The 20,019-nt window shown below is 39.1% G+C and carries 22 protein-coding genes; 19 read left to right on the top strand and 3 right to left on the bottom strand.

Annotated features, from left to right (window positions below):
- Positions 1–35: 35 nt before the first annotated feature.
- Together ACE01U_RS07160 and ygfZ are read right to left on the bottom strand one after the other, a co-directional pair.
- The gene (locus tag ACE01U_RS07160; protein ID WP_395579054.1) at positions 36–2,006 is read right to left on the bottom strand and encodes an AAA family ATPase; all 1,971 of its coding nucleotides are present in this window, start codon (positions 2,004–2,006) and stop codon (positions 36–38) included.
- Between the two features lie 69 nt (positions 2,007–2,075).
- Entirely contained in the window at positions 2,076–2,798 is a 723-nt protein-coding gene (ygfZ, locus tag ACE01U_RS07165) for a CAF17-like 4Fe-4S cluster assembly/insertion protein YgfZ (protein ID WP_395579055.1), read from the bottom strand.
- A 261-nt stretch (positions 2,799–3,059) separates the two neighbouring features.
- On the opposite strand from ygfZ, the gene acnD reads away from it, so the two are divergent.
- From acnD to ACE01U_RS07260, 19 genes are all read left to right on the top strand, one after another.
- A complete protein-coding gene (gene acnD, locus ACE01U_RS07170) occupies positions 3,060–5,666 on the top strand; it encodes a Fe/S-dependent 2-methylisocitrate dehydratase AcnD (protein ID WP_395579056.1) in 2,607 nt (868 codons plus the stop codon).
- Between the two features lie 84 nt (positions 5,667–5,750).
- Positions 5,751–7,547: a hypothetical protein gene (locus tag ACE01U_RS07175; protein ID WP_395579057.1), complete on the top strand. Its 1,797-nt coding sequence runs from the start codon at positions 5,751–5,753 to the stop codon at positions 7,545–7,547.
- Positions 7,548–7,740: 193 nt separating this feature from the next.
- On the top strand, positions 7,741–7,884 hold the full coding sequence (locus tag ACE01U_RS07180) for a zinc ribbon-containing protein (RefSeq protein WP_004695201.1): 144 nt from the start codon (positions 7,741–7,743) through the stop codon (positions 7,882–7,884).
- A gap of 119 nt (positions 7,885–8,003) precedes the next feature.
- Positions 8,004–8,579: a DUF4126 domain-containing protein gene (locus tag ACE01U_RS07185; protein ID WP_395579058.1), complete on the top strand. Its 576-nt coding sequence runs from the start codon at positions 8,004–8,006 to the stop codon at positions 8,577–8,579.
- Positions 8,580–8,812: 233 nt separating this feature from the next.
- Complete coding sequence (locus ACE01U_RS07190) at positions 8,813–9,019, top strand: hypothetical protein (RefSeq protein ID WP_086208767.1); 207 nt, start codon at positions 8,813–8,815, stop codon at positions 9,017–9,019.
- Positions 9,020–9,303: 284 nt separating this feature from the next.
- Positions 9,304–9,960: a hypothetical protein gene (locus ACE01U_RS07195; protein WP_395579120.1), complete on the top strand. Its 657-nt coding sequence runs from the start codon at positions 9,304–9,306 to the stop codon at positions 9,958–9,960.
- Between the two features lie 85 nt (positions 9,961–10,045).
- Positions 10,046–10,318, top strand: a complete 273-nt coding sequence (locus ACE01U_RS07200; RefSeq protein ID WP_395579059.1) for a hypothetical protein — start codon at positions 10,046–10,048, stop codon at positions 10,316–10,318.
- Positions 10,319–10,874: 556 nt separating this feature from the next.
- Complete coding sequence (locus ACE01U_RS07205) at positions 10,875–11,273, top strand: VOC family protein (RefSeq protein WP_395579060.1); 399 nt, start codon at positions 10,875–10,877, stop codon at positions 11,271–11,273.
- 628 nt (positions 11,274–11,901) lie between these two features.
- The gene (locus ACE01U_RS07210; RefSeq protein ID WP_395579061.1) at positions 11,902–12,567 is read left to right on the top strand and encodes a pseudouridine synthase; all 666 of its coding nucleotides are present in this window, start codon (positions 11,902–11,904) and stop codon (positions 12,565–12,567) included.
- 285 nt (positions 12,568–12,852) lie between these two features.
- Entirely contained in the window at positions 12,853–13,809 is a 957-nt protein-coding gene (locus ACE01U_RS07215; RefSeq protein WP_119063721.1) for an SNIPE associated domain-containing protein, read from the top strand.
- Positions 13,810–13,959: 150 nt separating this feature from the next.
- Positions 13,960–14,352 (top strand): ribonuclease E inhibitor RraB, encoded by a 393-nt coding sequence (locus ACE01U_RS07220; protein WP_086208762.1) that lies wholly within the window; start codon positions 13,960–13,962, stop codon positions 14,350–14,352.
- 131 nt (positions 14,353–14,483) lie between these two features.
- A complete protein-coding gene (locus ACE01U_RS07225) occupies positions 14,484–14,933 on the top strand; it encodes an SRPBCC family protein (RefSeq protein ID WP_171264420.1) in 450 nt (149 codons plus the stop codon).
- A 59-nt stretch (positions 14,934–14,992) separates the two neighbouring features.
- A complete protein-coding gene (locus ACE01U_RS07230) occupies positions 14,993–15,343 on the top strand; it encodes a DUF488 domain-containing protein (RefSeq protein ID WP_110973865.1) in 351 nt (116 codons plus the stop codon).
- Between the two features lie 176 nt (positions 15,344–15,519).
- Positions 15,520–15,858, top strand: a complete 339-nt coding sequence (locus tag ACE01U_RS07235) for a zinc ribbon domain-containing protein YjdM (RefSeq protein ID WP_086208760.1) — start codon at positions 15,520–15,522, stop codon at positions 15,856–15,858.
- Between the two features lie 139 nt (positions 15,859–15,997).
- Positions 15,998–16,363, top strand: a complete 366-nt coding sequence (locus ACE01U_RS07240; RefSeq protein WP_395579062.1) for a 5-carboxymethyl-2-hydroxymuconate Delta-isomerase — start codon at positions 15,998–16,000, stop codon at positions 16,361–16,363.
- Positions 16,364–16,597: 234 nt separating this feature from the next.
- Positions 16,598–16,933, top strand: coding sequence for a YegP family protein (locus ACE01U_RS07245; RefSeq protein WP_110973862.1), 336 nt, complete (start codon positions 16,598–16,600; stop codon positions 16,931–16,933).
- 77 nt (positions 16,934–17,010) lie between these two features.
- Positions 17,011–17,490 carry a YybH family protein gene (locus ACE01U_RS07250; protein ID WP_395579063.1) on the top strand — a complete coding sequence of 160 codons (480 nt, stop codon included), beginning with the start codon at positions 17,011–17,013 and terminating at the stop codon, positions 17,488–17,490.
- A gap of 95 nt (positions 17,491–17,585) precedes the next feature.
- Positions 17,586–17,990, top strand: coding sequence for an NUDIX hydrolase (locus ACE01U_RS07255; protein ID WP_395579064.1), 405 nt, complete (start codon positions 17,586–17,588; stop codon positions 17,988–17,990).
- A 39-nt stretch (positions 17,991–18,029) separates the two neighbouring features.
- Positions 18,030–19,085, top strand: a complete 1,056-nt coding sequence (locus ACE01U_RS07260) for a DUF1176 domain-containing protein (protein WP_395579065.1) — start codon at positions 18,030–18,032, stop codon at positions 19,083–19,085.
- Here ACE01U_RS07260 and ACE01U_RS07265 read toward each other — a convergent pair.
- Entirely contained in the window at positions 19,082–20,017 is a 936-nt protein-coding gene (locus tag ACE01U_RS07265) for a tRNA dihydrouridine synthase (protein ID WP_086208755.1), read from the bottom strand. The two genes, ACE01U_RS07260 and ACE01U_RS07265, sit on opposite strands and share 4 nt — an antisense overlap.
- Positions 20,018–20,019 lie beyond the last annotated feature (2 nt).

The raw sequence follows: 20,019 nt of genomic DNA on the forward strand, positions 1-20,019 counted from the left end.
AGCCAAAGTATTTTTAAACTTTGGCTATGAGAGGATTACTGTTTTAAGTTATTACTTTCGTCAATATGCTGAAAAATACGTTCACAAAGTTTTTTTGCTTTAGGCGTTAATTGCCAATCAGGATTTTCGTCAAAATCTTTGATGATTTCACGGCAAAAGTCTAATTTTTTCTTAATCGTTCCTACTCCAGCGCCGTCAGCAAATGGATTTTTATAAGGATTTTGATCAGCTATCTTAATTGCTTCATCTAATAAACGTCCAATACCGTATTTCGTGTGATCAAAGTAATTTTGACTATTAATATTTGATATTAAATCAAAATTATAACCTTCTTTAGTGTCGTTATTCATTCGTTCAAAACGCTCTTGTGCAACACGAATGATTACTTCAAAAGGGAGGGTATTTTCTGTTTCTTTGCACGGTAGAAGGTAAAATTGTTCACCTAATGATTCAGTCAATTGTTCAACACGATTACCTTTTTCTTGAATATCGCCATCAGCAATAAGAAGCACACTACTTGTTGTGAGTAAAGCATTCATACCTTGATCATTTAAGTGATCAGTAAATTCATTACTAAAGTCCCAATGGACTAAATTACTTCCAGCATATTCAACAAATGTGTAGTGATAATTCGGCATAAAACGTCGATATTTCTTATATTGCTCGGCATCAGTTGTCTCTAATTCAGCTAAATATTTTTCCATATACTTGGTGATATACAGACGGTCAGTAATGCCTTCGACCCAAATGGTACAATTAGCTAAATAAACCGAAGATGGTTTTACACCAAGAGAGGCTAGTAGGTCACGATCTCGGTCACAGCGATAAATTTTAAAATCAAAGCCATCTTTAGGATTTTCTTTTTGTTGTTTTACAAACTTTTGGATGATGACTTGATCTGATTCATCTGCCATATCTAAAAGATGGTTTGAGTGAGTGGTAAAGAAATAATAATGATTGGTTTCATTCAAATAAAAGTTCATTAACTGACGAACCATACCTGCATGCATGTGAAGTTCTGGTTCTTCAATAAAGAAGGCATGAATATTTTTTTTATTTACAAATGCTTCATAAGTCAAGATAATGACTTGTTGTAAACCATCGCCAAGTTGCGAAATAGGAAATTGTGGTTCATTGCCAATTTTGATGTGTGGAATATTGTCATCGTGAATTGGAATAATGACAACTCGTTCATTATTAAAAAAATAACTTGATAAAGCATTTTGATAATCTTCTATGATTTGCCATTGATGTTCTTGCCCATTTCTAAATTTAGTCAAATTTTCATAAAAATTTTCACCAGTTATTAATCGCTCTTTGAATAGCTTTTCTTTTTGTTGTGAATCCATTCCTACCTTTATCACATTGTCAAAATAGTCGATGAATGTTCTGGTGACAAAAGGTGTAGGTATTGGTTGATTATTATGAGAAAGAAGTCTTAAGCCTCTTAATGTAGGTATATACCTGTTTTGAATTCCAGAAAATTTTGTTGATGACCTAAAATTATTAAAACTTTGTATTAATTTGTTGAGAAGATTGTTAAAAGTTTGATTTTCATCAAGTTCATAATTTGTAAGAAAATTTAATTTTTCAGCATGTTTTTTAAAATGTTCAGCTTCTAAATAATTATTTTTTTGAAAAAATGTTATAATTTCAATTAATTTTGAAAATTCATCATCTGGAATTGGTTTTGAATCCAGAATATATTTTCTAATGGAGTTATAGATATCACCTGTATATTTTTTTCTTTTCAATTGGCTCTTGCATTCTTTATCGATAAATGGAATTATTTCTTGAAACTCACTTAAATCCATTAAGTTTATATTATAAGTATAGAAAGTTTTCTTTGATAAAAATAAATTCCTCAAAAACCTACTTTTCCCTGCATTATTTTTACCAATAAAAAAGTTGAGTCGTTTTATTTCTATAATTTGATCATAATCTTTTTCATTATCAGAACGATAACCTTCTAAATTTTCAGCCCAATAGTATAATTTTTCAGTCATTAAAAAGCCCCAAAAACCAAGAATAAGTTTTAGAGGCTAATTTATCATAACATTCTAAAAAATATAAACTTACTGCGGTCTTGCCACATCACCATTTAAGTGTTCTGGTAAGTCTAAAACCGTCACATCCAGTTCGCTCAAAGACTCAGGACGTGCCACCACCAATGCGACATAACCGCCATCAATTGCAGCGCTGTTCACCACTTGAATACCTTTATTCAACTGTTCCGCTTGCGCAGGCGTACTGCTTGTACCCTGGATTAAATGCAACCACGCTTTTGGTTTGGCTTTAAACCATAAACGCGCAATGACTTCCTGACCCAAGTAACAGCCTTTGTCATAGTGCACGCCTTCACGTTGGTGTAAACGAAGCTCTTGAGGTTGAAACACATGCTCAATAGCTTGGTCGATAAACGCTTCACCATGAGTAATGGCTTGCACTTGCCATGCTGCAATATCGGTAGGCTCAGCAGAAAAGGTGGTACGGTCTTGTGTGAAGGTTGGAAAAACTGAACCCATAGGTTCAAGTTTCATTTTAGAGAAAGCACCAAACTTTTTAATGTGTTTGGCAAACTCTTCCGACTGGTCTTGCGTGGTCACAATTTCAAAGTGCTCAGGATTACGTTTTGTCAGCCACAAACCAAAGTGGATACGACCTTTCAAGTCACAAATGGCGGTGTATTGCGTTGTATTTTCAGCTAAAGCTTCAACGTTGACCGTTACTTGCCCTTGTAAAAATTTGAGTGCATCTACACCAATTAAAGTGAAAGAGGAGAAAGCTAGATCGCTCATGAATTGCTCGCCTACCTTAAAATCTAATACTAAAGAATTAGGGCTATTTTCCGCTATTTTTCAGAAAAAATCATATTTAGAGTAAATATTTAAAAGTTAATGTAACTAAATATTTCAAACCCCCCTATTTTTATACCTAAGCTTATGAAATATAAACGATTTGGGAAATGGGTTTTCGACAGTGTAGTATGCCTAGCAGACAAAGAAGAATTGTCTAGTAAAGACAGTGAAGAAAAATGAAACACCAAAGGCAGGAACGCTATGAACAATAATCACCGCAAACCACTGCAAGGCACCCAGCTAGAATACTTTGATGTGCGAGAAGCCGTTGAACAGATTCAGCCAGGCGCTTATGCAAAACTTCCATACACCTCAAAAGTATTGGCTGAACAGTTAGTGCGTCGTTGTGATCCTGCCATTTTGGAGCAGTCACTAAAAGAACTGATTTTCTCAAAACAAGATCACGATTTCCCTTGGTATCCTGCGCGTGTGGTGTGCCATGACATTCTTGGACAAACAGCACTTGTAGACCTTGCAGGTTTACGTGATGCCATTGCTGACCAAGGTGGTGACCCATCGAAAGTGAATCCTGTGGTACCAACTCAGCTCATTGTCGATCACTCTTTAGCTGTGGAATACGGTGGTTTTGACCCAGATGCCTTTGAGAAAAACCGCACCATTGAAGACCGTCGTAACGAAGACCGTTTCCATTTTATTGAGTGGACTAAGACCGCTTTTGAAAATGTCGATGTGATCCCAGCAGGGAACGGTATCATGCACCAAATCAACTTGGAGAAAATGTCTCCAGTGGTGCAAAACCGTGAAGGCGTGGCATTCCCAGATACTTGTGTTGGTACAGACTCACATACGCCACATACCGATGCACTTGGTGTGATTTCGATTGGTGTAGGTGGTTTAGAAGCTGAAAATGTAATGCTCGGTCGTGCTTCTTGGATGCGTCTTCCAGACATTATCGGGGTTGAATTTGTTGGACAACGTCAAGCGGGGATCACTGCAACCGATATCGTTTTAGCATTGACTGAATTCTTACGTAAAGAGCGTGTAGTCGGTGCGTACCTTGAGTTCTTTGGTGAAGGTGCAGATAGCATGTCAGTGGGGGATCGTGCCACGATTTCCAATATGACGCCTGAATATGGCGCAACTGCGGCAATGTTCTACATCGATCAAAACACGATTGATTATTTAACCCTGACAGGTCGAGAAGCTGAGCAAGTTGCGCTGGTTGAAACCTATGCCAAAGAAATTGGTCTTTGGGCATCGGATATGAAACAAGCAGAATATCCACGTGTACTTCGCTTCGATCTTTCAACGGTAACACGTAATATTGCAGGCCCATCAAACCCACATGCTCGTGTTTCTACGGCTGATTTAAAAGAAAAAGGTATTGCAGGTGTAGTTGAGCAACGTACCGATGGCTTAATGCCTGATGGTGCTGTGATTATTGCTGCAATTACGTCATGTACCAATACATCAAACCCACGTAATACGGTTGCTGCGGGTCTATTGGCACGTAAAGCCAATGAATTGGGCTTAACACGTAAACCGTGGGTGAAATCATCATTTGCACCAGGATCTAAAGCTGCTGCTTTATACCTTGAAGAAGCAGGTGTGTTGGACGACTTAGAAAAACTCGGTTTTGGGATCGTGGCTTATGCATGTACCACCTGTAATGGAATGTCGGGTGCTTTAGACCCTAAACTACAACAAGAAATCATTGACCGTGACTTGTATGCAACAGCGGTACTTTCGGGTAACCGTAACTTTGATGGTCGTATCCATCCTTATGCAAAACAAGCATTCTTGGCTTCTCCGCCTTTGGTTGTGGCTTATGCGATTGCAGGAACCATTCGTTTTGACATTGAAAAAGATGCACTAGGAAACGACAAAGACGGTCGTCCAATTTACCTGAAAGACATTTGGCCATCAGATGAAGAAATTGATGCGTTGGTCAAAGAAGCGGTGAAACCTGAACAGTTCCGTAAAGTGTACATTCCAATGTTTGACTTGGGTGTTACTGAAAAAGCAGAAAGTCCATTATATGATTGGCGTCCACAAAGTACTTATATCCGCCGTCCGCCGTACTGGGAAGGGGCTTTGGCTGCACCACGTACATTGGCAAATATGCGTCCGCTTGCCATCTTGCCTGACAACATCACCACAGATCACTTGTCACCATCGAATGCAATTATGATGGATTCGGCAGCGGGTGAATATCTACATAAAATGGGTGTGCCTGAGGAAGACTTTAACTCCTATGCAACGCATCGTGGTGACCATTTGACGGCACAACGTGCAACCTTTGCGAATCCAAAATTGTTTAATGAAATGGTGGTTCGTGCGGACGGTACGATCAAGCAAGGTTCGAAAGCACGTGTTGAGCCTGAAGGCGAAGTGATGCGTATGTGGGAAGCGATTGAAACTTATATGAATCGTAAGCAACCTCTTATCATCATCGCAGGGAAAGATTATGGTCAGGGTTCTAGCCGTGACTGGGCTGCTAAAGGCGTGCGTCTTGCAGGTGTTGAAGCAATTGTAGCGGAAGGTTTTGAGCGTATTCACCGCACTAACTTAGTGGGTATGGGCGTGTTACCACTTGAGTTTAAAGCGGGTGTTGACCGCAAAACGTTGAAGCTAGATGGTACGGAGCTGTATAGCGTGATTGGTAATATCGCGCCACGTTCGACTTTAACTTTAGTCATTGAGCGTGCCACGGATGAAGGTAAGAGTGAAATTGTTGAAGTGCCTGTAACCTGTCGCCTAGATACCGAAGAAGAAGTGTCTGTATATGAAGCGGGTGGGGTATTACAACGCTTTGCGCAGGATTTCTTGGAAGGGAATGTGGCTTGATATTTAGTCTATAATTGATTGAAATTTACTCTAAAAGGCCCTATCTTGGTGATAGGGTTTTTTATTATAAAAATAGGGGGGGATATGCCAGAAAGATTGGAACTAACAAAGAATGTGCAGTTTTATAAGACGAATAATTGCCTAGATGAAAATGTTCTTTCTGATGTTTTGAATGAAGCTACTTCAAACCAAGAGCAAGATTCAGATTTTATACTTAAGACCTTTCGAGATATAAGAACTACAACTGGAAATATTGAATATAAGCTAACAGCTAAGGTTTTTCCAACAACCAAACCAGTCTATTTTCTTAGTGATGATAATATTGAAGATAGAATATTTGCTTTTATCATTTTAGTTGAAATAGATGATTATTTAGTTGTGTTAAGTAAAAGTTGTGCAAACTTCTCACAAATACTAAAAGATAAGTTTGAATTAATTCAAACCCAAGATTTAAGTAAGTTGTTTGGGAGCAATGTTGAATTCCAGAGAATGTCTCTCAGAAATATGACGATATCGGATAAAGCTGTACGTAGCCGTTCATATGAAGCATCAAATCTTAGAGGAACCTTATCAACACACGCAGCAGGACGTTCAATTCCATCGCATATAAAAGTAAGAGATGGAAGCAGAGTAAAATCTATTTCAGGTACAGGACGTGTAGTTGAATCATCTGCTAGACAATCTATTGATGATATTGTTGATTGGGCTAATCTTCAAATACAATTGCTTACAACAGCTAATCAAAATGATTTTTTAAGTTTATTTGCTAAAAAAATTCAATTAAAAGAAGTGCTTGAAAACTCAAAACCTTCTGCATTACTAATTGATATATATCAAATTGTTGATAATATTTTAGATGGTACTTTAAAACTTAAGTACGAGTTAAAAAAAATGGAGGTGATAGGGAGTAAGAAAAAGCGATCAAAAAAATATATAAAAGTATCAGATAGATTTCAGGCTAATTTATTTAGTAACCTTGAAAAGGTTTATGAGATTAATTCTGATTTAGAAGTTGTTGATTTTGAAAATAATTCAGAACTAAGAATTAATAAAAATACATTATCTATTTTAAGTAAAAGTTTATTAAAAAATATTAAAATTGAGGAGAATGGTAAATTAGAAAATTTTCTGACCTATATTAATCGAAAAGGACTATTTAGTGTGACGTTTGAAGATCCTAAATATATGTATTTTATGGATAATTGTTTTGAGGATAGATCTGGTATTTCAGAAGTAGATAGTATTCTTGAAATGCTTCAACCACAGAAAGATATTGAAAAAGTTGTATCAGAAAAAGGAACATTTACGGATACTCACAAAGTTTTTGATGCTAACTCTATGTTTGGTTTTGTAGAAAATATTTGTGTTGATGAGGACTATATTTTTTGCGATGACTTAGGTGATGAATGGGCAGACCACATAACATTAAATTTAACTGACTTAAGTATCAGCTTTATTCACTCTAAACATGGAGATGAATCAACATCCGCAAGCAACTTACATGATGTAGTAGGTCAAGGTATAAAAAATTTAGGAAACATGTTCTTTTCAAAAGATCAAATTGATCAAAAAGTTACAACGTCTTTGCTTAAACAATACAAGAGCGGGAAAGGTACTCAAACTCAAATAGATAGAATTAGAAAAACTACACCGAATTTTAGTACGGATATTGATTCTTTGTTAAAAAATCATAGGTTATATAGGAAATGTATTTTAAGTTGTAGCTTTATCTCAAAACAAGCAATACAGGTAGAGTTTAATAAATTAAAAAACAAACAGCCTGTCCGAGGACACATTGTTCAATTATTATGGATTTTATCGTCTTTTTCACATGCGACGAAAGAAGCTAATGTTATTCCTATAATTTATTGTGCAGCGTAAATGCTAATCAATTTATATAGCCTACGGCTAGCAAGTTAAAATGGAGTACCTGACATCTTGTAAGACGTTTAGATTTTCCATGGAAATCATTTCTTGCCCAAATGCCATCATCATTTGTCGAAATGATCAATAGACATTCATCATAAAAGGCATATACTAGTAAGACCATTTTCTAAACATATGGAGAACAAAAATGGTTACTGCTGGCGAAAAACCTGGAACAGGCTTCTATTTTTGTGTTCAATGCGGACACCGCGTCTACTTAGAAATTGGTACAGATCGTTTACCCCCGTGTACCAAATGCCAAGGCAATCAATTTAACAATAAGAATGCCTAAGCCAAAGATTTAACAGTTACCCACTGTTTTAAAGAAAAGCCCTATCACCCGATAGGGCTTTTTGCTAAGTTATAAAAAAAGATAAAAACATCCCAACTTAGGCCACACAGGAAAAGCACATGGAAACCATATTAGGACTTTGTATCGGCATTGGCTTAAGTGCTGCCTGTGGCTTTCGTGTCTTTGTCCCACTCTTGGTTATGAGCCTTGCTTCAATCATAGGGTGGTTTGAACCCATGCAAGGTTTTGAATGGTTAAACATGCCATCGGTATGCATCGCCTTAGCCATTGCAACCGTCTGTGAAATCGCAGCCTATTACATACCATGGGTCGACAATGCTTTAGACACCATTGCAACGCCAGCCGCGATGGTCGCAGGAACACTCACCACGATGGCAGTCAGCAGTGGGGAAATGTCACAGTTTGCCAGTTGGGCAGCGGCAATCATTGTCGGTGGCGGTACAGCAGGCGCCGTGCAAATGAGTACGGTTGCCGTTCGAGGGGTTTCAACCGCGACGACAGGCGGGGTTGCCAATCCACTGGTGTCTACCGTGGAATGGGTAGGTGCCGTTTTACTGTCCGTGCTGTCACTACTGGTTCCTGTCTTGGTGGTGATTGTGGGTATTATTTTGGCGATCTGGGCCGTACGTTGGTTTAAACGCAAAAAACAACAAAGTATCAGCACACCCTTATAGTCTCGGGCATTTTCTTATAGCGTTGCTGGGTCTCTAAATTTTAAAAATAGAGTGGCTAATTTTTCGGTTATGTGGACGTTAGTCCTTTTAGCTTGATATGACTTAGGGCTCAGTTTCATCTTTAAAATAATGATTGATTTTCATACGCTATCCGTTTAATTTTATAAATACATACTTTTTGTATGGTTTTGTTTGTAGTTGAACTTTATAAAAATTATTTGGGGGAGCTGTAAATGATAAAATTTATTGTAAATGAACAGCCTAGTGAAAAAGGTATCCATCATATTCATAATGCATCCTTAGGCTGCGAAGACTTACCTAGCTCGGAGGATCAAATTCTGATTGGTTATTTTGCCAATTATGAGCTGGCTTATAAACGGGCAAGAATGAATTGGCCCAGAGAAAAAGTCGAAGGTTGTGACAAGTGCTGTTTCGGGTGAGAACCATCACAAAGCTTTGCAAGTTGCAAAGCTTTTTTTGTTTTAGGCGGGATTTGAAATTCAGATAAACCTTATATCCCAGCTTTAGCTTTAAGCCGAAAATTAATGAAAATACATCTCTGAAATGGTTTGTTCATGCTGATCATAGAATATCAACAGTCTGCACGTTCTATTCAAGCTTATAATGCTGATGGATAAAAAGTAAGGTCTGATGTTTGCTCATAATTTTAAGGATATTTATGCCTAAGTCTTTCAAGATGGTTTTGCTTGGTGTGATTGCATTGATGATTTCATCTTCATTGGTTTATGCAGATACCACTTTGAGTACAGCAGAAAAACAGCTAAAAAAAGACAGCCTTCGTTATAAGGCCTATATTCCTGCGAGCTATATTTTATTTGACGCTATTCAAGGAGACTTAAACAAGGATGGCTTGAAAGATGTGGTTTTAATCGTTAAAGCTACGGATCCGAAACAGTGGGTCACCGATGAATATCGTGGAAAACTAGATCGTAACCGCCGTGGTGTGGTTGTGCTGTTGAATGTGAAAGGGCGCTACCAAAAAGTCGTTCAGAACTTGACTCTATTTTCTTCAGAAAATGAAGATGGCGGTGTGTACTTTGCCCCTGAGTTGGTGCCCTCTATCGAAAAAGGCTTGTTAAAACTGCATTATGCACATGGTCGTTATGGATATTGGGCCTACCAATTCCGTATAGAGGGGCGTGATATGCGCCTGATTGGTTATGACAGTTCAGATAATTTCGGCCCCTATGTGAACAGTGAAACCAGTGTTAATTTTCTTACCGCGAAGAAGCTCGTCAGAGAAAACCTCAATAAAGACCCTGATAGCGACCCCAAATTTAAAGAAATATGGAGCAAGGTGAATATTGCTCCGATGTATTTGAACAAAATTCAGGACATCGACGATCTTAGTTTTGAGTAGTATTGGCGTGGTTTTTGCTAAGTTAATTTTAATGAATATGCTTTGAGATATTGTGCGAGCATGATGAAAAGATATAGGGGGGATGATGGAAAATAAAGAACTGACGTTGATTGAAAATGAGAAACCGAAACTGAGTACAGTTGCGCATCTCATGGCAGGTTGGCCTTTATTTTTAGTGATCATTGGGGGTGCAATCGGCGGAGCCTTAGCTGTGGTTGCGTATGTAATTAACCGAAAAATCTATCTGTCTCAGCTTAGTAATTTGCAGAAAGTTTTAGCGAACTTACTCTGTGGTATGTCCGCGATCAGTTTGTGGTGGTTTATTGCAACGTGGCTGCAAGGCTATATGGGGACTTAATGTTTTGAGCAGTTTAATGCCAAGAAACCGAATAAGACTGAACGTATGCAATGAAATAGAATAAAAAACTGCTGATGTGTGTAAATTTCCTTTGTTTTTTTGAATTTTTGGAAATTTTTTTTCATCCTATGACGAAATAAGCAAATCTTAGGAATTTTATTTCGTATCATTTTGCCTAATATAACGTTCAAGGGCACAGGAATCGAAAAGAGTAGTTTGCGACTCGTTATCTATCAGATCAGCGTCGTACTTACCCACAAGGTCTCGATTCAGCTTAGGACGCTATAGATTATCCATTTATAGGCAAAAGTTTAGAACTTACCCAGTTTTAATCGTTGAAGTTATCTCCTGATCCCAAAAAATCATAAAGTTTTATTTCTTAAATATTTTTATCCCCTTTTTTTCAAATTATCTCAAAATATTACACTGAATCAGTAGCGTGTGAGCATTGTAATGTTTCACAAATGCCTATCTAAAAACGTCTAATTCATAACACAGAAAAGCATAAGCTTCTGCTATAACTATTTATGAAAAGTCGGATACGCATGGAATAACAATGAAAATATATGTCACCAGCATCATGGTCGATAGCCAAGAAAAAGCCTGTCAGTTTTATACAGAAAAACTCGGTTTTAAAGTGAAACATGATGTACCTGTGGGGGATTATCGTTGGCTAACCTTGGTTTCACCCGAAAGTCAAGAGGGCGTTGAACTGCTACTGGAACCTGATGCACATCCCGCAGCACAGCCGTTTAAGGCTGCGATCAAAGCAGATCTAATTCCCTATACTTCTTTTCAAGTGGATGACCTTGATATGGAATATGAGCGCCTGAAAAAATTAGGGGTACATTTTACCGTAGCTCCCACGCGAGCAGGCACAGTCAAGGTAGCGGTGTTTGATGATACTTGTGGCAATCTTATTCAATTGATGCAAATGTTCAAAAGTAATGAATGAGTAAGATATCTGCCTTTGAAGAAATAAAATCCTAAGAAAAGTGCTTTTATGTGCGAAAAAAATCATAAATTTGGTTCATTTGGGAAAATATTTTTTATATGAATAATAATCTAGGATTTTTTTCCAAAAACAGCCAAAAAGACTTTATCTTCGGGAAACAATCCCGTCCTTGGATTGTTAAATTATATCTCAAGGGTGTGACGGGATCGAAAAGAGTAGCATGCTACCAGTGGCGCAAAACGCGTGAGTAGTACTTACCCAAAAGGTCTTGATTCGGCTTAGGACGCTATAAATCAAAAGTTTATAGGCTATAAGATCATCACTTACAAAGTTATGATAGTTGAAGTAAACAACATGTTTTCCCAGACACCCTAAAAAATTTCTCCAATGAATAAACAGCAAAACAAAAATAAAATTCTAGATTTCTAACAAAGTTTAAGAAATCCTGTTGTTTCAGTTCCTCATGGATCATTTCATTCTTAAGCCTCTTATTCAGTACTGACCGATCAACTATGATTTACAGGGCGAAAAACCAATAGCCGAGAGAGTTTTCTATATTGGTGAGATGATTGACAGTAGAAACACAGCTTGTTATTTTTCGCGCTCGCTTTTCTATGCTGTTATTTTCATGGCTTTAAATGACAACTTTATTTATGCACCTCCCCAAGAAGACTTGGTGATCGTTTATGAAGACGATGATTTGGTGGTGATTGAAAAGCCTGCGGGTTTGTTGTCGGTGCCGGGGCGTTTACCAGAACACCAAGACAGTGCCTATTTAAGGGTTTTAGCTCAGTACCCACATGCCAAAATTACCCATCGTTTAGATATGGCGACTTCGGGGATTTTAATGTTTGCCAAGCACCGCGATGCCGAAGTTGCCGTCAGTAAAATGTTCCAAGCTCGCACGGTAAATAAACACTATATTGCTTTAGTTCAAGGCCAGTTGGATGCCGAAGGCAGTGTTGACGTACCGTTGATTACCGACTGGGAAAATCGCCCACGGCAGATCGTGCACTTTGAGTTGGGCAAACCTGCAAAAACACTTTATCAAGCTCTTAGCTATGACATTGAGACCGATATTACGCGAGTTTTACTGACCCCGATTACGGGGCGTTCACATCAGCTCCGTGTACATATGCAATATATTGGGCATCCAATTACAGGGGATAAGTTGTATCACCCTGAGCCGACACGAAGTCCATTAAAACGTATGGCTTTACATGCCAGTTTTCTCGCCTTTCAGCAGCCTTTAAGTGGAAAATCGGTTGCGATTCATGGAAATGTGCCATTTTAACTGTGTCACACTTTATCTATGTTTTGAGAAATACTTAAAATTTGGGATATAAAATTGCCCAAAACACAGCTAAGTTAGAGTGTAAAAGAGCCTCCTTAATGTATAGCGAATATGTCTATTTAAAGTGTCAGGTTATGTGCTTCTTCTTTGGATAAGGTATTGCTGAGTAATTTGAGATGGGCTGAGAGTACGTTTGTCTGTTATAAGGCTCGCCGTTCAATTTACAAGCTATTTAATAGATGAGCCTCAAAAAATAAAAATGACTTTCCCTTTGGGAGATAGGCTATGTTTTATCTACTTGCTGTCATGATTGCATTACTCAGTACGATTATTTTTTGGCAATTAAGGCGGAGTCTCGGCCACAAAAAGCAGATTGAAATTTTAGAATGTAATTTAGAGCGCAGTCGAAATACCTTAGAGGCTTACGAACAACAACAGCATGAATTACAACATCGACTGACGAGTTTAAGAATTGAAGTGGGAACACTCAGACAACGTGAACAAGCACTAAGTCATTATCAAGAAATCATTGATGTCGAACATTATGTGATTGAACGGCTGAGCCAAGTGGAGTTGTTTGCAGAAACGGTTAAATTTGACGCCGAACAGATGCTCAATCAATGTCGACAACGGATTGAAAAAGTAAATCACTTCTTATCGGAATACGAGCTCAAAGCCAAAGAAACCATCATGCAACGGGCAAAGGAAAAGTTAGGCGCATTTTTTCACATGGCAGAAGAACGAGAGCAGTTGGCTGAAATTTCTAAAGCATTAAACAATAAAATTGAAACACACAGCCACATTTACCAACTGCCTTCAGAGCAGTTATTAGATGAACTCATCGAAGGCTATGGGAAAACGGATGCGGCCAATCATTTACTCAAAGTCCGTCAGCAGGTGATTCGTGCTGTAGAACATAATCAAGTGGTCACTTGTGCATTTTTGGATGAGCATCGGCATTTATCCGCCATCGCACTGCTTTCTCAGTTATTTAACAGTAAAGCAGACTTTTATTTACAACGCGTTGCTCAAGACAATCTCGGTTTGCTACTTCAAGCATTGCGCGATGACTTTACTTTAATTAATCACTATGGTGCTGTCTTTGGTCATGCTCGTATTATGGACCATTATCTTGCGCTACGGTTAGAAGAGTTGAAATTTACAGCTTTATTGAACAGTTTAAAAACGGGGGATGTGCAAGGACAAAGCCACATTGTGCTTGAACATCGAGTTGTACAATAAAGTTGCAAATAGATAGAAAAAGAAAGTGTAAAAATTGGCAGAAAAAATCAGATCCACCTGCTAAAAAATGAGCAAATTATGCTATGTTGAAGTCACTATTTTGTCACTTGCCAACGTTATATTGGCTCAAAAGATAACAAGGACATTCGCATGACACGTGATTTTGAATTATATCCAGATGATGACAACGGAAATGTACTTTGGCAAATGGCTGAGGATGGTGATGATCTGTCAGAGCCCCATGAAATAGAATATTCGATCGCCTTTCAAGATCAGTCACAAGCTGAAAAATGTGCACTGTATTTATTACAAGAAGAACAAAAAATTACCTTATTTGTCGATGAGGACAATGATGTTTCCGAATGGATCATTACCATTTATGTCTATATGGAACCTGAGTATTCTGACATTGTCGACTTAGAACAGTGGTTTACCAAAATTGCAGAGCAGTTTGGTGGTGAATACGATGGTTGGGGCTGTATGGCGTATGTCTATGATGATGAAGAAGATGACGACGAAAACTATGAGCAAGGCCAAGCTTAGGTCAGCACTAAATTAAAAGCATGTTGAAAAACATGCTTTTTTATTTGCTCTATATTTACGCACAATAACGCTACAGTTTCTAATTTCTAGCGTTTTAAACTAAACATGAATATTTGAAAAGAACGAGAAAAATGATGTCAAATAGTGTTCAGTTACACCGCGTATTTAGTGCACCTGTCGAGCGTGTCTATCGTGCTTTTACCCATGCAGATGCTTTAGTAAAATGGATGGCACCGCATGGTTTCACGGCTCATGTGGAGCAGTTTGATGTACGTGAGGGTGGTCAATATCGCATGTTTTTTACCAACTTTAGTACAGGCATGCAGCATTCATTTCATGGTACCTATCATGAAATCATTGAAAATAGCTTATTACGCTATACCGATGAATTTGATGTACCTGAACTGGCAGGTAAAATTGAAGTCCGTGTAGAGTTTAAAGAGGTCTCTGTAGGAACAGAAGTTCATATCACACAGTCTGGTTTACCAGAAGTGATTCCTGTCGATGGCTGTTATCTGGGGTGGCAAGAGTCATTGCAACTCTTGGCTTTTTTAGTGAATCCAGACATTCCCGATGAATAATACTTCGTCATCGTTGAACAATTGAATAAGTTGCACAAAAGAATAAAAAGGAGTTTTGCATGCCAATACGCATGAAGCGGATTTATGCACCTGTTGAAGCCGAAGATGGTAAGCGTGTTTTGGTTGATCGGCTATGGCCACGAGGAGTCTCAAAGCTTGAAGCCCAAATAGATCTGTGGTCAAAAAACTTAACCCCGTCCAATGAGCTGCGGAAATGGTATCACCAAGACATGGTGGCACACTGGGATGAGTTTAAGGTCCGTTATATGAAAGAACTGGAAGCACATCCCAGCGAGTTGAATGACTTACGGCAACTGGCATTGCAAGAGCAGATCACGTTACTTACCGCAGCTAAAGAAGAACAGCATAACCATGTGGTGATTTTGAAGCAGTGCTTGGAGCAAAAATAAGCTTAGGATGAGTGTTCTACGGGTAAAATTTACTTTAATCATGCATCAACGTTGTTTCTACAGAAGCAAAACCAAAGCCATAAAATAAATACGTGATTCACATTGTTTCGCCTGAATAATGCTATATTGGCGCTTTGAGCAATGCGAATTGCTTATTTTTTATTTTTGAGGTTTTTATGTCTTTACCCAACTGCCCAAAGTGCCAGTCCGAATATACGTATGAAGATGGTGACTTGCTGATCTGCCCTGAATGTTCAAACGAATGGAAAGAGGGGGAATCTACCGAAGACGTGGTGGCAATTAAAGATGCCAATGGCAACTTACTCGCTGATGGTGATACAGTAACGGTAATTAAAGATTTAAAAATTAAAGGTTCGTCGTCTGTGGTAAAAGTCGGAACTAAAGTGAAAAATATTCGTTTGCTACCTGATGCTGCAGATGGTCATGACATTGATTGTAAGATTGACGGTGTTGGCGCGATGAAACTCAAGTCTGAGTATGTGAAAAAAGCCTAATGCGCTGAGTTTACAGTTAGCAATTAAAATGGAGTCAATAGGACTCCATTTTTTGTTTTAAACGATTTTGAAAGTAGATGAATTGTTTAAACAAGTGCACAGCATGCTATAAAGATAAAAAACTGTTGAAGAATACGTTATGCCTCATATCCACCTTGAGTACTCAGATAATATAGACACTCTCGAAGTTAAACCGATGTTGTTGGCTTTAAACCAAGCTTTGCTTGATGGTGAGTTTGTACAATCGGGCAATGAAGTGAAAAGTCGTGCCATCAAACAATCCGATTTTGTGATTGGGGTAGATGGAGATGCAGAAGCTTATTTACATGCCAAAGTCTCTTTACTTAGCGGTCGAGATGAAGTCACGCAATCTGCTATTTCCAAGCTCTTACTCAAAACATTGCAGCAAAATTTTAAAGTCCCGACCGATTTAGCTGTACAAATATGCGTAGAAATTATTGAAATGCCAAGAAATAGCTATAGTAAATTGGTGCTAAAAGCCTAAAGTAGTTTAAGGATAATCAACCGTTTCAGCAGAATTGAGAAAATGCAGTGTTGGCATTTTGATGTTGTCATGCATTATTCATATAGCGCTGTTATTTTAAAAAAAATAAAGATGGGTAAGGCAATAAATGGCTTTTTTTTATAAAAGAAGTCATTTATATTTTATAAAATTGGATGGTTTTTTATTCAAATCTGATTTATTTATTATTGCTTTAAAATAACAAGAGGTGAGCTTATGTCAGGATGGTACGAACTCAGTCAGGCAAATGACGGTCAATATCGCTTTGTTTTGAAAGCGGGAAATGGAGAAGTCATTTTAACCAGTGAACTGTATAAAGCAAAAGCGTCAGCCCATAATGGAATTGAGTCAGTTCAGAAAAATAGTCCAGATGATGCGCGTTATGATCGCTTAGAAGCCAAAAATGGTAAGCCTTATTTTAACTTAAAGGCTGCCAACCATCAGATTATTGGAACCAGTCAGTTTTATGCTACGGAGCAGTCACGCGATAAAGGCATTGAGTCTGTGAAAAACAATGGTGCAAGCGCCACAATTAAAGATTTAACAGCTTAATTTGCTATTAAATTATTGATGGGTTTAAGAATTTAAAAAACTCGCGTGTTAGCTAAGGAAGGCACACGCGTTTTTTTATGGGTATTTTATACGCATTGTTGGAGCACTATGTGGATGTACGATTAATTGGGGATGAGCATGCGGGGCATGAGATTATCTTCAAACTCAAGCAGTGGGATGATGCCATTTGTAAAATGGATGTACAAAATATTATTCGTCTTTGCCAGAGTGATGTCAGTTTGTTTGATATTGGATTTGAGTTACAAGGCGTACAAGCCTATCAGGAACTATGGCGACGCTATGCACCATTTTTTCAGGGTGAAGTGAAGGTTTTTAGGCGTAGCCTGAATATTTTTAGTCGTGATGGTTTGGCCTTTGTTCATTGTTATTCCAAACTTGATCATGCCAGTGGTGTGGCTACACCTGAGATCCCTTGGTGCCGAACGACACTGTGTTTTCAAAAAACGGCTGGAGAGTGGTTGGTTGCCCATCAACATATTTCAGTGCCTGTCGATTTTGAGACACAAATGTCGAAGCCGATCTACTTTCCTGATTGATGAAAAACTGAAAGGCAGAGGCTTTACAGGGGGAATCAATTCATGTTCAGACTGTGTTTTAATGAATGAATGTAGCTTTGACCAAAGGAAAGTGTATGGCATTCCAAGACTTTTACCGACTAAGCTCTCATGCGGTCATCATCAATGCTGTAGGGCAGGTTTTATTACTGAAAGCCAATTATGCTGATCAGGCTTGGGGTTTACCAGGTGGTGCATTAGACATGGGTGAAACCATTCATCAAGCGTTACTGCGAGAGTGCCAAGAAGAGCTCAGTTGTGAGGTCCAAATTGATTATTTATCGGGTGTGTATTTTCATGCGGCAGTGACTTCACATGCGTTTATTTTTAGATGTCATTTGGCTGCATCGACCGAGATTAAGCTGAGCGATGAACATACGGCCTATGCATGGTTTGATTTAGATCAACTGTCTAAAGTGCAACGGATTCGTGTTGAAGACTGTTTAAATTATACAGGTACGGTACAGAGCCGAAGTTTTTAAGCACAGGGTTAATATTCCACGCAAGCGGAGTGAAGTCATATGTTGAATAAAACGTTAGGAACGCTAAGCCATTCACTCTTGGGCGCTGTTTTGATCAGCACCTTATGTCAACTGGCTTATGCAGATACGGGGAGTTACTTTATACATAAGGACTGGGAACTTGCCTGTGATAATACGGGTATGTGCCGTGCGGCAGGCTATCAGAGTGATGCTCAGTTTGGTCAACCAGTATCTTTACTGATTTCTCGTCCCGCAGGTGCAGGCGGTGCAGTGCTTACCCAACTTCAGATAGAAGAAGACTTAATGCAAAATATGGAGGCAAATCTGAGTGTTGGCGCTACTTCGTTGGGGAGAGTCACCTTTGATGCCCACAAAAGTACCGCAAAACTGTCCAGTGCTCAAAGTACGCAGTTGCTAAAGGCCTTGGTGGGTGCAGAAGATATTCGTCTCACGACCCAAGCACAGCAATGGAAAATTTCAACCGCAGGGGCAAATGCTGTTTTGCTCAAAATGGATGATATACAAAAGCGGGTAAATACACCGAATGCCATCTATCAAAAAGGCAATCAGTCTGAGCAAAATGTTTTACAACCCAAAGCCATCCCTAAAATTGGCATTACAGGATACCGACCTGCGGTTGCCAGCCACTTTGCCGTGGACAGTAAAAATGCCCATCAACTCTTTAAAAAGTTAAAAGCAAAAACAGATGAACAAGACTGTCCAAATCTCTATGAGGCGCGGTTTTTTGAGGATGATCGGGTTTCAGTCTATCCGCTGAATGCGGAACAAGTGGTGGTTCAAGTACCATGTTGGCGTGGAGCATACAATGAAGGTCTAGGCTACTGGGTCATGGACAAAGCCTTACAAAAAATTCAGCAGCAAGTTACCACATCAGGCTCAAGTTTTAGTGAGGCGCAAATTTTCTCAGAGCAAAAAGGGCGGGGCATTGCTGACTGTGGTATTCGTTCTGAGTGGGCTTGGAATGGAAAGGCTTTTGTTCTCAGCTATCAGGCACAATCGCAGCAATGTAAAGGCTTTGCGGGTGGGGCATGGAACTTACCGACTTATGTCGCGATCGTTGCGCGAACGGATTAGGTCGCGCTTGTATTTAGTTTGAGAATAATGTCATCCAGCGGCTTGATACGTTTGACTTCATCCCAGAGGGCTTTGGCTTCAGGATAATGTTTAGACATCATGCCCAACCATTGCTTATAACGTCCGACCATATTCATTTCTTTTTTATACCCGCCGTTTAAGAAACGGATTTGTAAGCTCAGTAGCTCATTCCATGTCAGTAGAGGTGTATCAGTATTTTGACGAATACACTGGGTTAAATCGGGAGTGGTCACGGCACCACGTCCAATCATCAAATCTTCACAGCCAGACTCTAAGCGACACTGTTTCGCGTCTGCATTATTCCAAATTTCACCATTGGCAATCACATTGATCTTTAAGGCTTCACGAATCGGGCGGAGTTGATCCCAAAAAGCGGGTGGGGTATAACCATCGGCTTTGGTCCGTGCATGCACGGTAACCCAAGCCGCACCTGCGTCTTCAATGGCATGAGCATTATCCAACATAAAATGTCGGTCCATATAGCCTAAGCGCATTTTCGCAGAAACAGGAATGTGCGCAGGAACTGCATCTCGTACTGCTTTGACCAGTTCATGCACCACTTCTGGCTCATCTAAAAGCACCGAGCCACCACGGTGACGGTTCACGGTTTTGGCTGGACAACCAAAGTTCATATCAATGGCGGGTGCACCGAGTTTCACAGCACGGATGGCATTGGCAGCCAGCATTTCAGGGTCATTACCTAAAAATTGAACATGCACGGGTGTTCCCGCTGCCGTTTTTCCGTCATGCAGTAATTCAGGGCAATACTGATGAAAAATATGATCAGGTAAAACCGAATTGGTCACACGGATAAACTCGGTCACACACCAGTCGAAGCTACCTACAGACGTGAGCACATCACGCATGATTGGGTCGGTTAAGCCTTCCATCGGTGCAAGGATGAGTTTCACAG

The organism is Acinetobacter halobius, assembly GCF_044130335.1.
GTDB lineage: Bacteria > Pseudomonadota > Gammaproteobacteria > Pseudomonadales > Moraxellaceae > Acinetobacter.

Excerpts from the sequence above, each read along its gene's own strand:
- ACE01U_RS07160 (WP_395579054.1), bottom strand. The coding sequence starts at position 2,006 with ATGACTGAAAAATTATACTATTGGGCTGAAAATTTAGAAGGTTATCGT.
- ygfZ (WP_395579055.1), bottom strand. The coding sequence starts at position 2,798 with ATGAGCGATCTAGCTTTCTCCTCTTTCACTTTAATTGGTGTAGATGCA.
- acnD (WP_395579056.1), top strand. The coding sequence starts at position 3,060 with ATGAACAATAATCACCGCAAACCACTGCAAGGCACCCAGCTAGAATAC.
- ACE01U_RS07175 (WP_395579057.1), top strand. The coding sequence starts at position 5,751 with ATGCCAGAAAGATTGGAACTAACAAAGAATGTGCAGTTTTATAAGACG.
- ACE01U_RS07180 (WP_004695201.1), top strand. The coding sequence starts at position 7,741 with ATGGTTACTGCTGGCGAAAAACCTGGAACAGGCTTCTATTTTTGTGTT.
- ACE01U_RS07185 (WP_395579058.1), top strand. The coding sequence starts at position 8,004 with ATGGAAACCATATTAGGACTTTGTATCGGCATTGGCTTAAGTGCTGCC.
- ACE01U_RS07190 (WP_086208767.1), top strand. The coding sequence starts at position 8,813 with ATGATAAAATTTATTGTAAATGAACAGCCTAGTGAAAAAGGTATCCAT.
- ACE01U_RS07195 (WP_395579120.1), top strand. The coding sequence starts at position 9,304 with ATGATTTCATCTTCATTGGTTTATGCAGATACCACTTTGAGTACAGCA.
- ACE01U_RS07200 (WP_395579059.1), top strand. The coding sequence starts at position 10,046 with ATGGAAAATAAAGAACTGACGTTGATTGAAAATGAGAAACCGAAACTG.
- ACE01U_RS07205 (WP_395579060.1), top strand. The coding sequence starts at position 10,875 with ATGAAAATATATGTCACCAGCATCATGGTCGATAGCCAAGAAAAAGCC.
- ACE01U_RS07210 (WP_395579061.1), top strand. The coding sequence starts at position 11,902 with ATGGCTTTAAATGACAACTTTATTTATGCACCTCCCCAAGAAGACTTG.
- ACE01U_RS07215 (WP_119063721.1), top strand. The coding sequence starts at position 12,853 with ATGTTTTATCTACTTGCTGTCATGATTGCATTACTCAGTACGATTATT.
- ACE01U_RS07220 (WP_086208762.1), top strand. The coding sequence starts at position 13,960 with ATGACACGTGATTTTGAATTATATCCAGATGATGACAACGGAAATGTA.
- ACE01U_RS07225 (WP_171264420.1), top strand. The coding sequence starts at position 14,484 with ATGATGTCAAATAGTGTTCAGTTACACCGCGTATTTAGTGCACCTGTC.
- ACE01U_RS07230 (WP_110973865.1), top strand. The coding sequence starts at position 14,993 with ATGCCAATACGCATGAAGCGGATTTATGCACCTGTTGAAGCCGAAGAT.
- ACE01U_RS07235 (WP_086208760.1), top strand. The coding sequence starts at position 15,520 with ATGTCTTTACCCAACTGCCCAAAGTGCCAGTCCGAATATACGTATGAA.
- ACE01U_RS07240 (WP_395579062.1), top strand. The coding sequence starts at position 15,998 with ATGCCTCATATCCACCTTGAGTACTCAGATAATATAGACACTCTCGAA.
- ACE01U_RS07245 (WP_110973862.1), top strand. The coding sequence starts at position 16,598 with ATGTCAGGATGGTACGAACTCAGTCAGGCAAATGACGGTCAATATCGC.
- ACE01U_RS07250 (WP_395579063.1), top strand. The coding sequence starts at position 17,011 with ATGGGTATTTTATACGCATTGTTGGAGCACTATGTGGATGTACGATTA.
- ACE01U_RS07255 (WP_395579064.1), top strand. The coding sequence starts at position 17,586 with ATGGCATTCCAAGACTTTTACCGACTAAGCTCTCATGCGGTCATCATC.
- ACE01U_RS07260 (WP_395579065.1), top strand. The coding sequence starts at position 18,030 with ATGTTGAATAAAACGTTAGGAACGCTAAGCCATTCACTCTTGGGCGCT.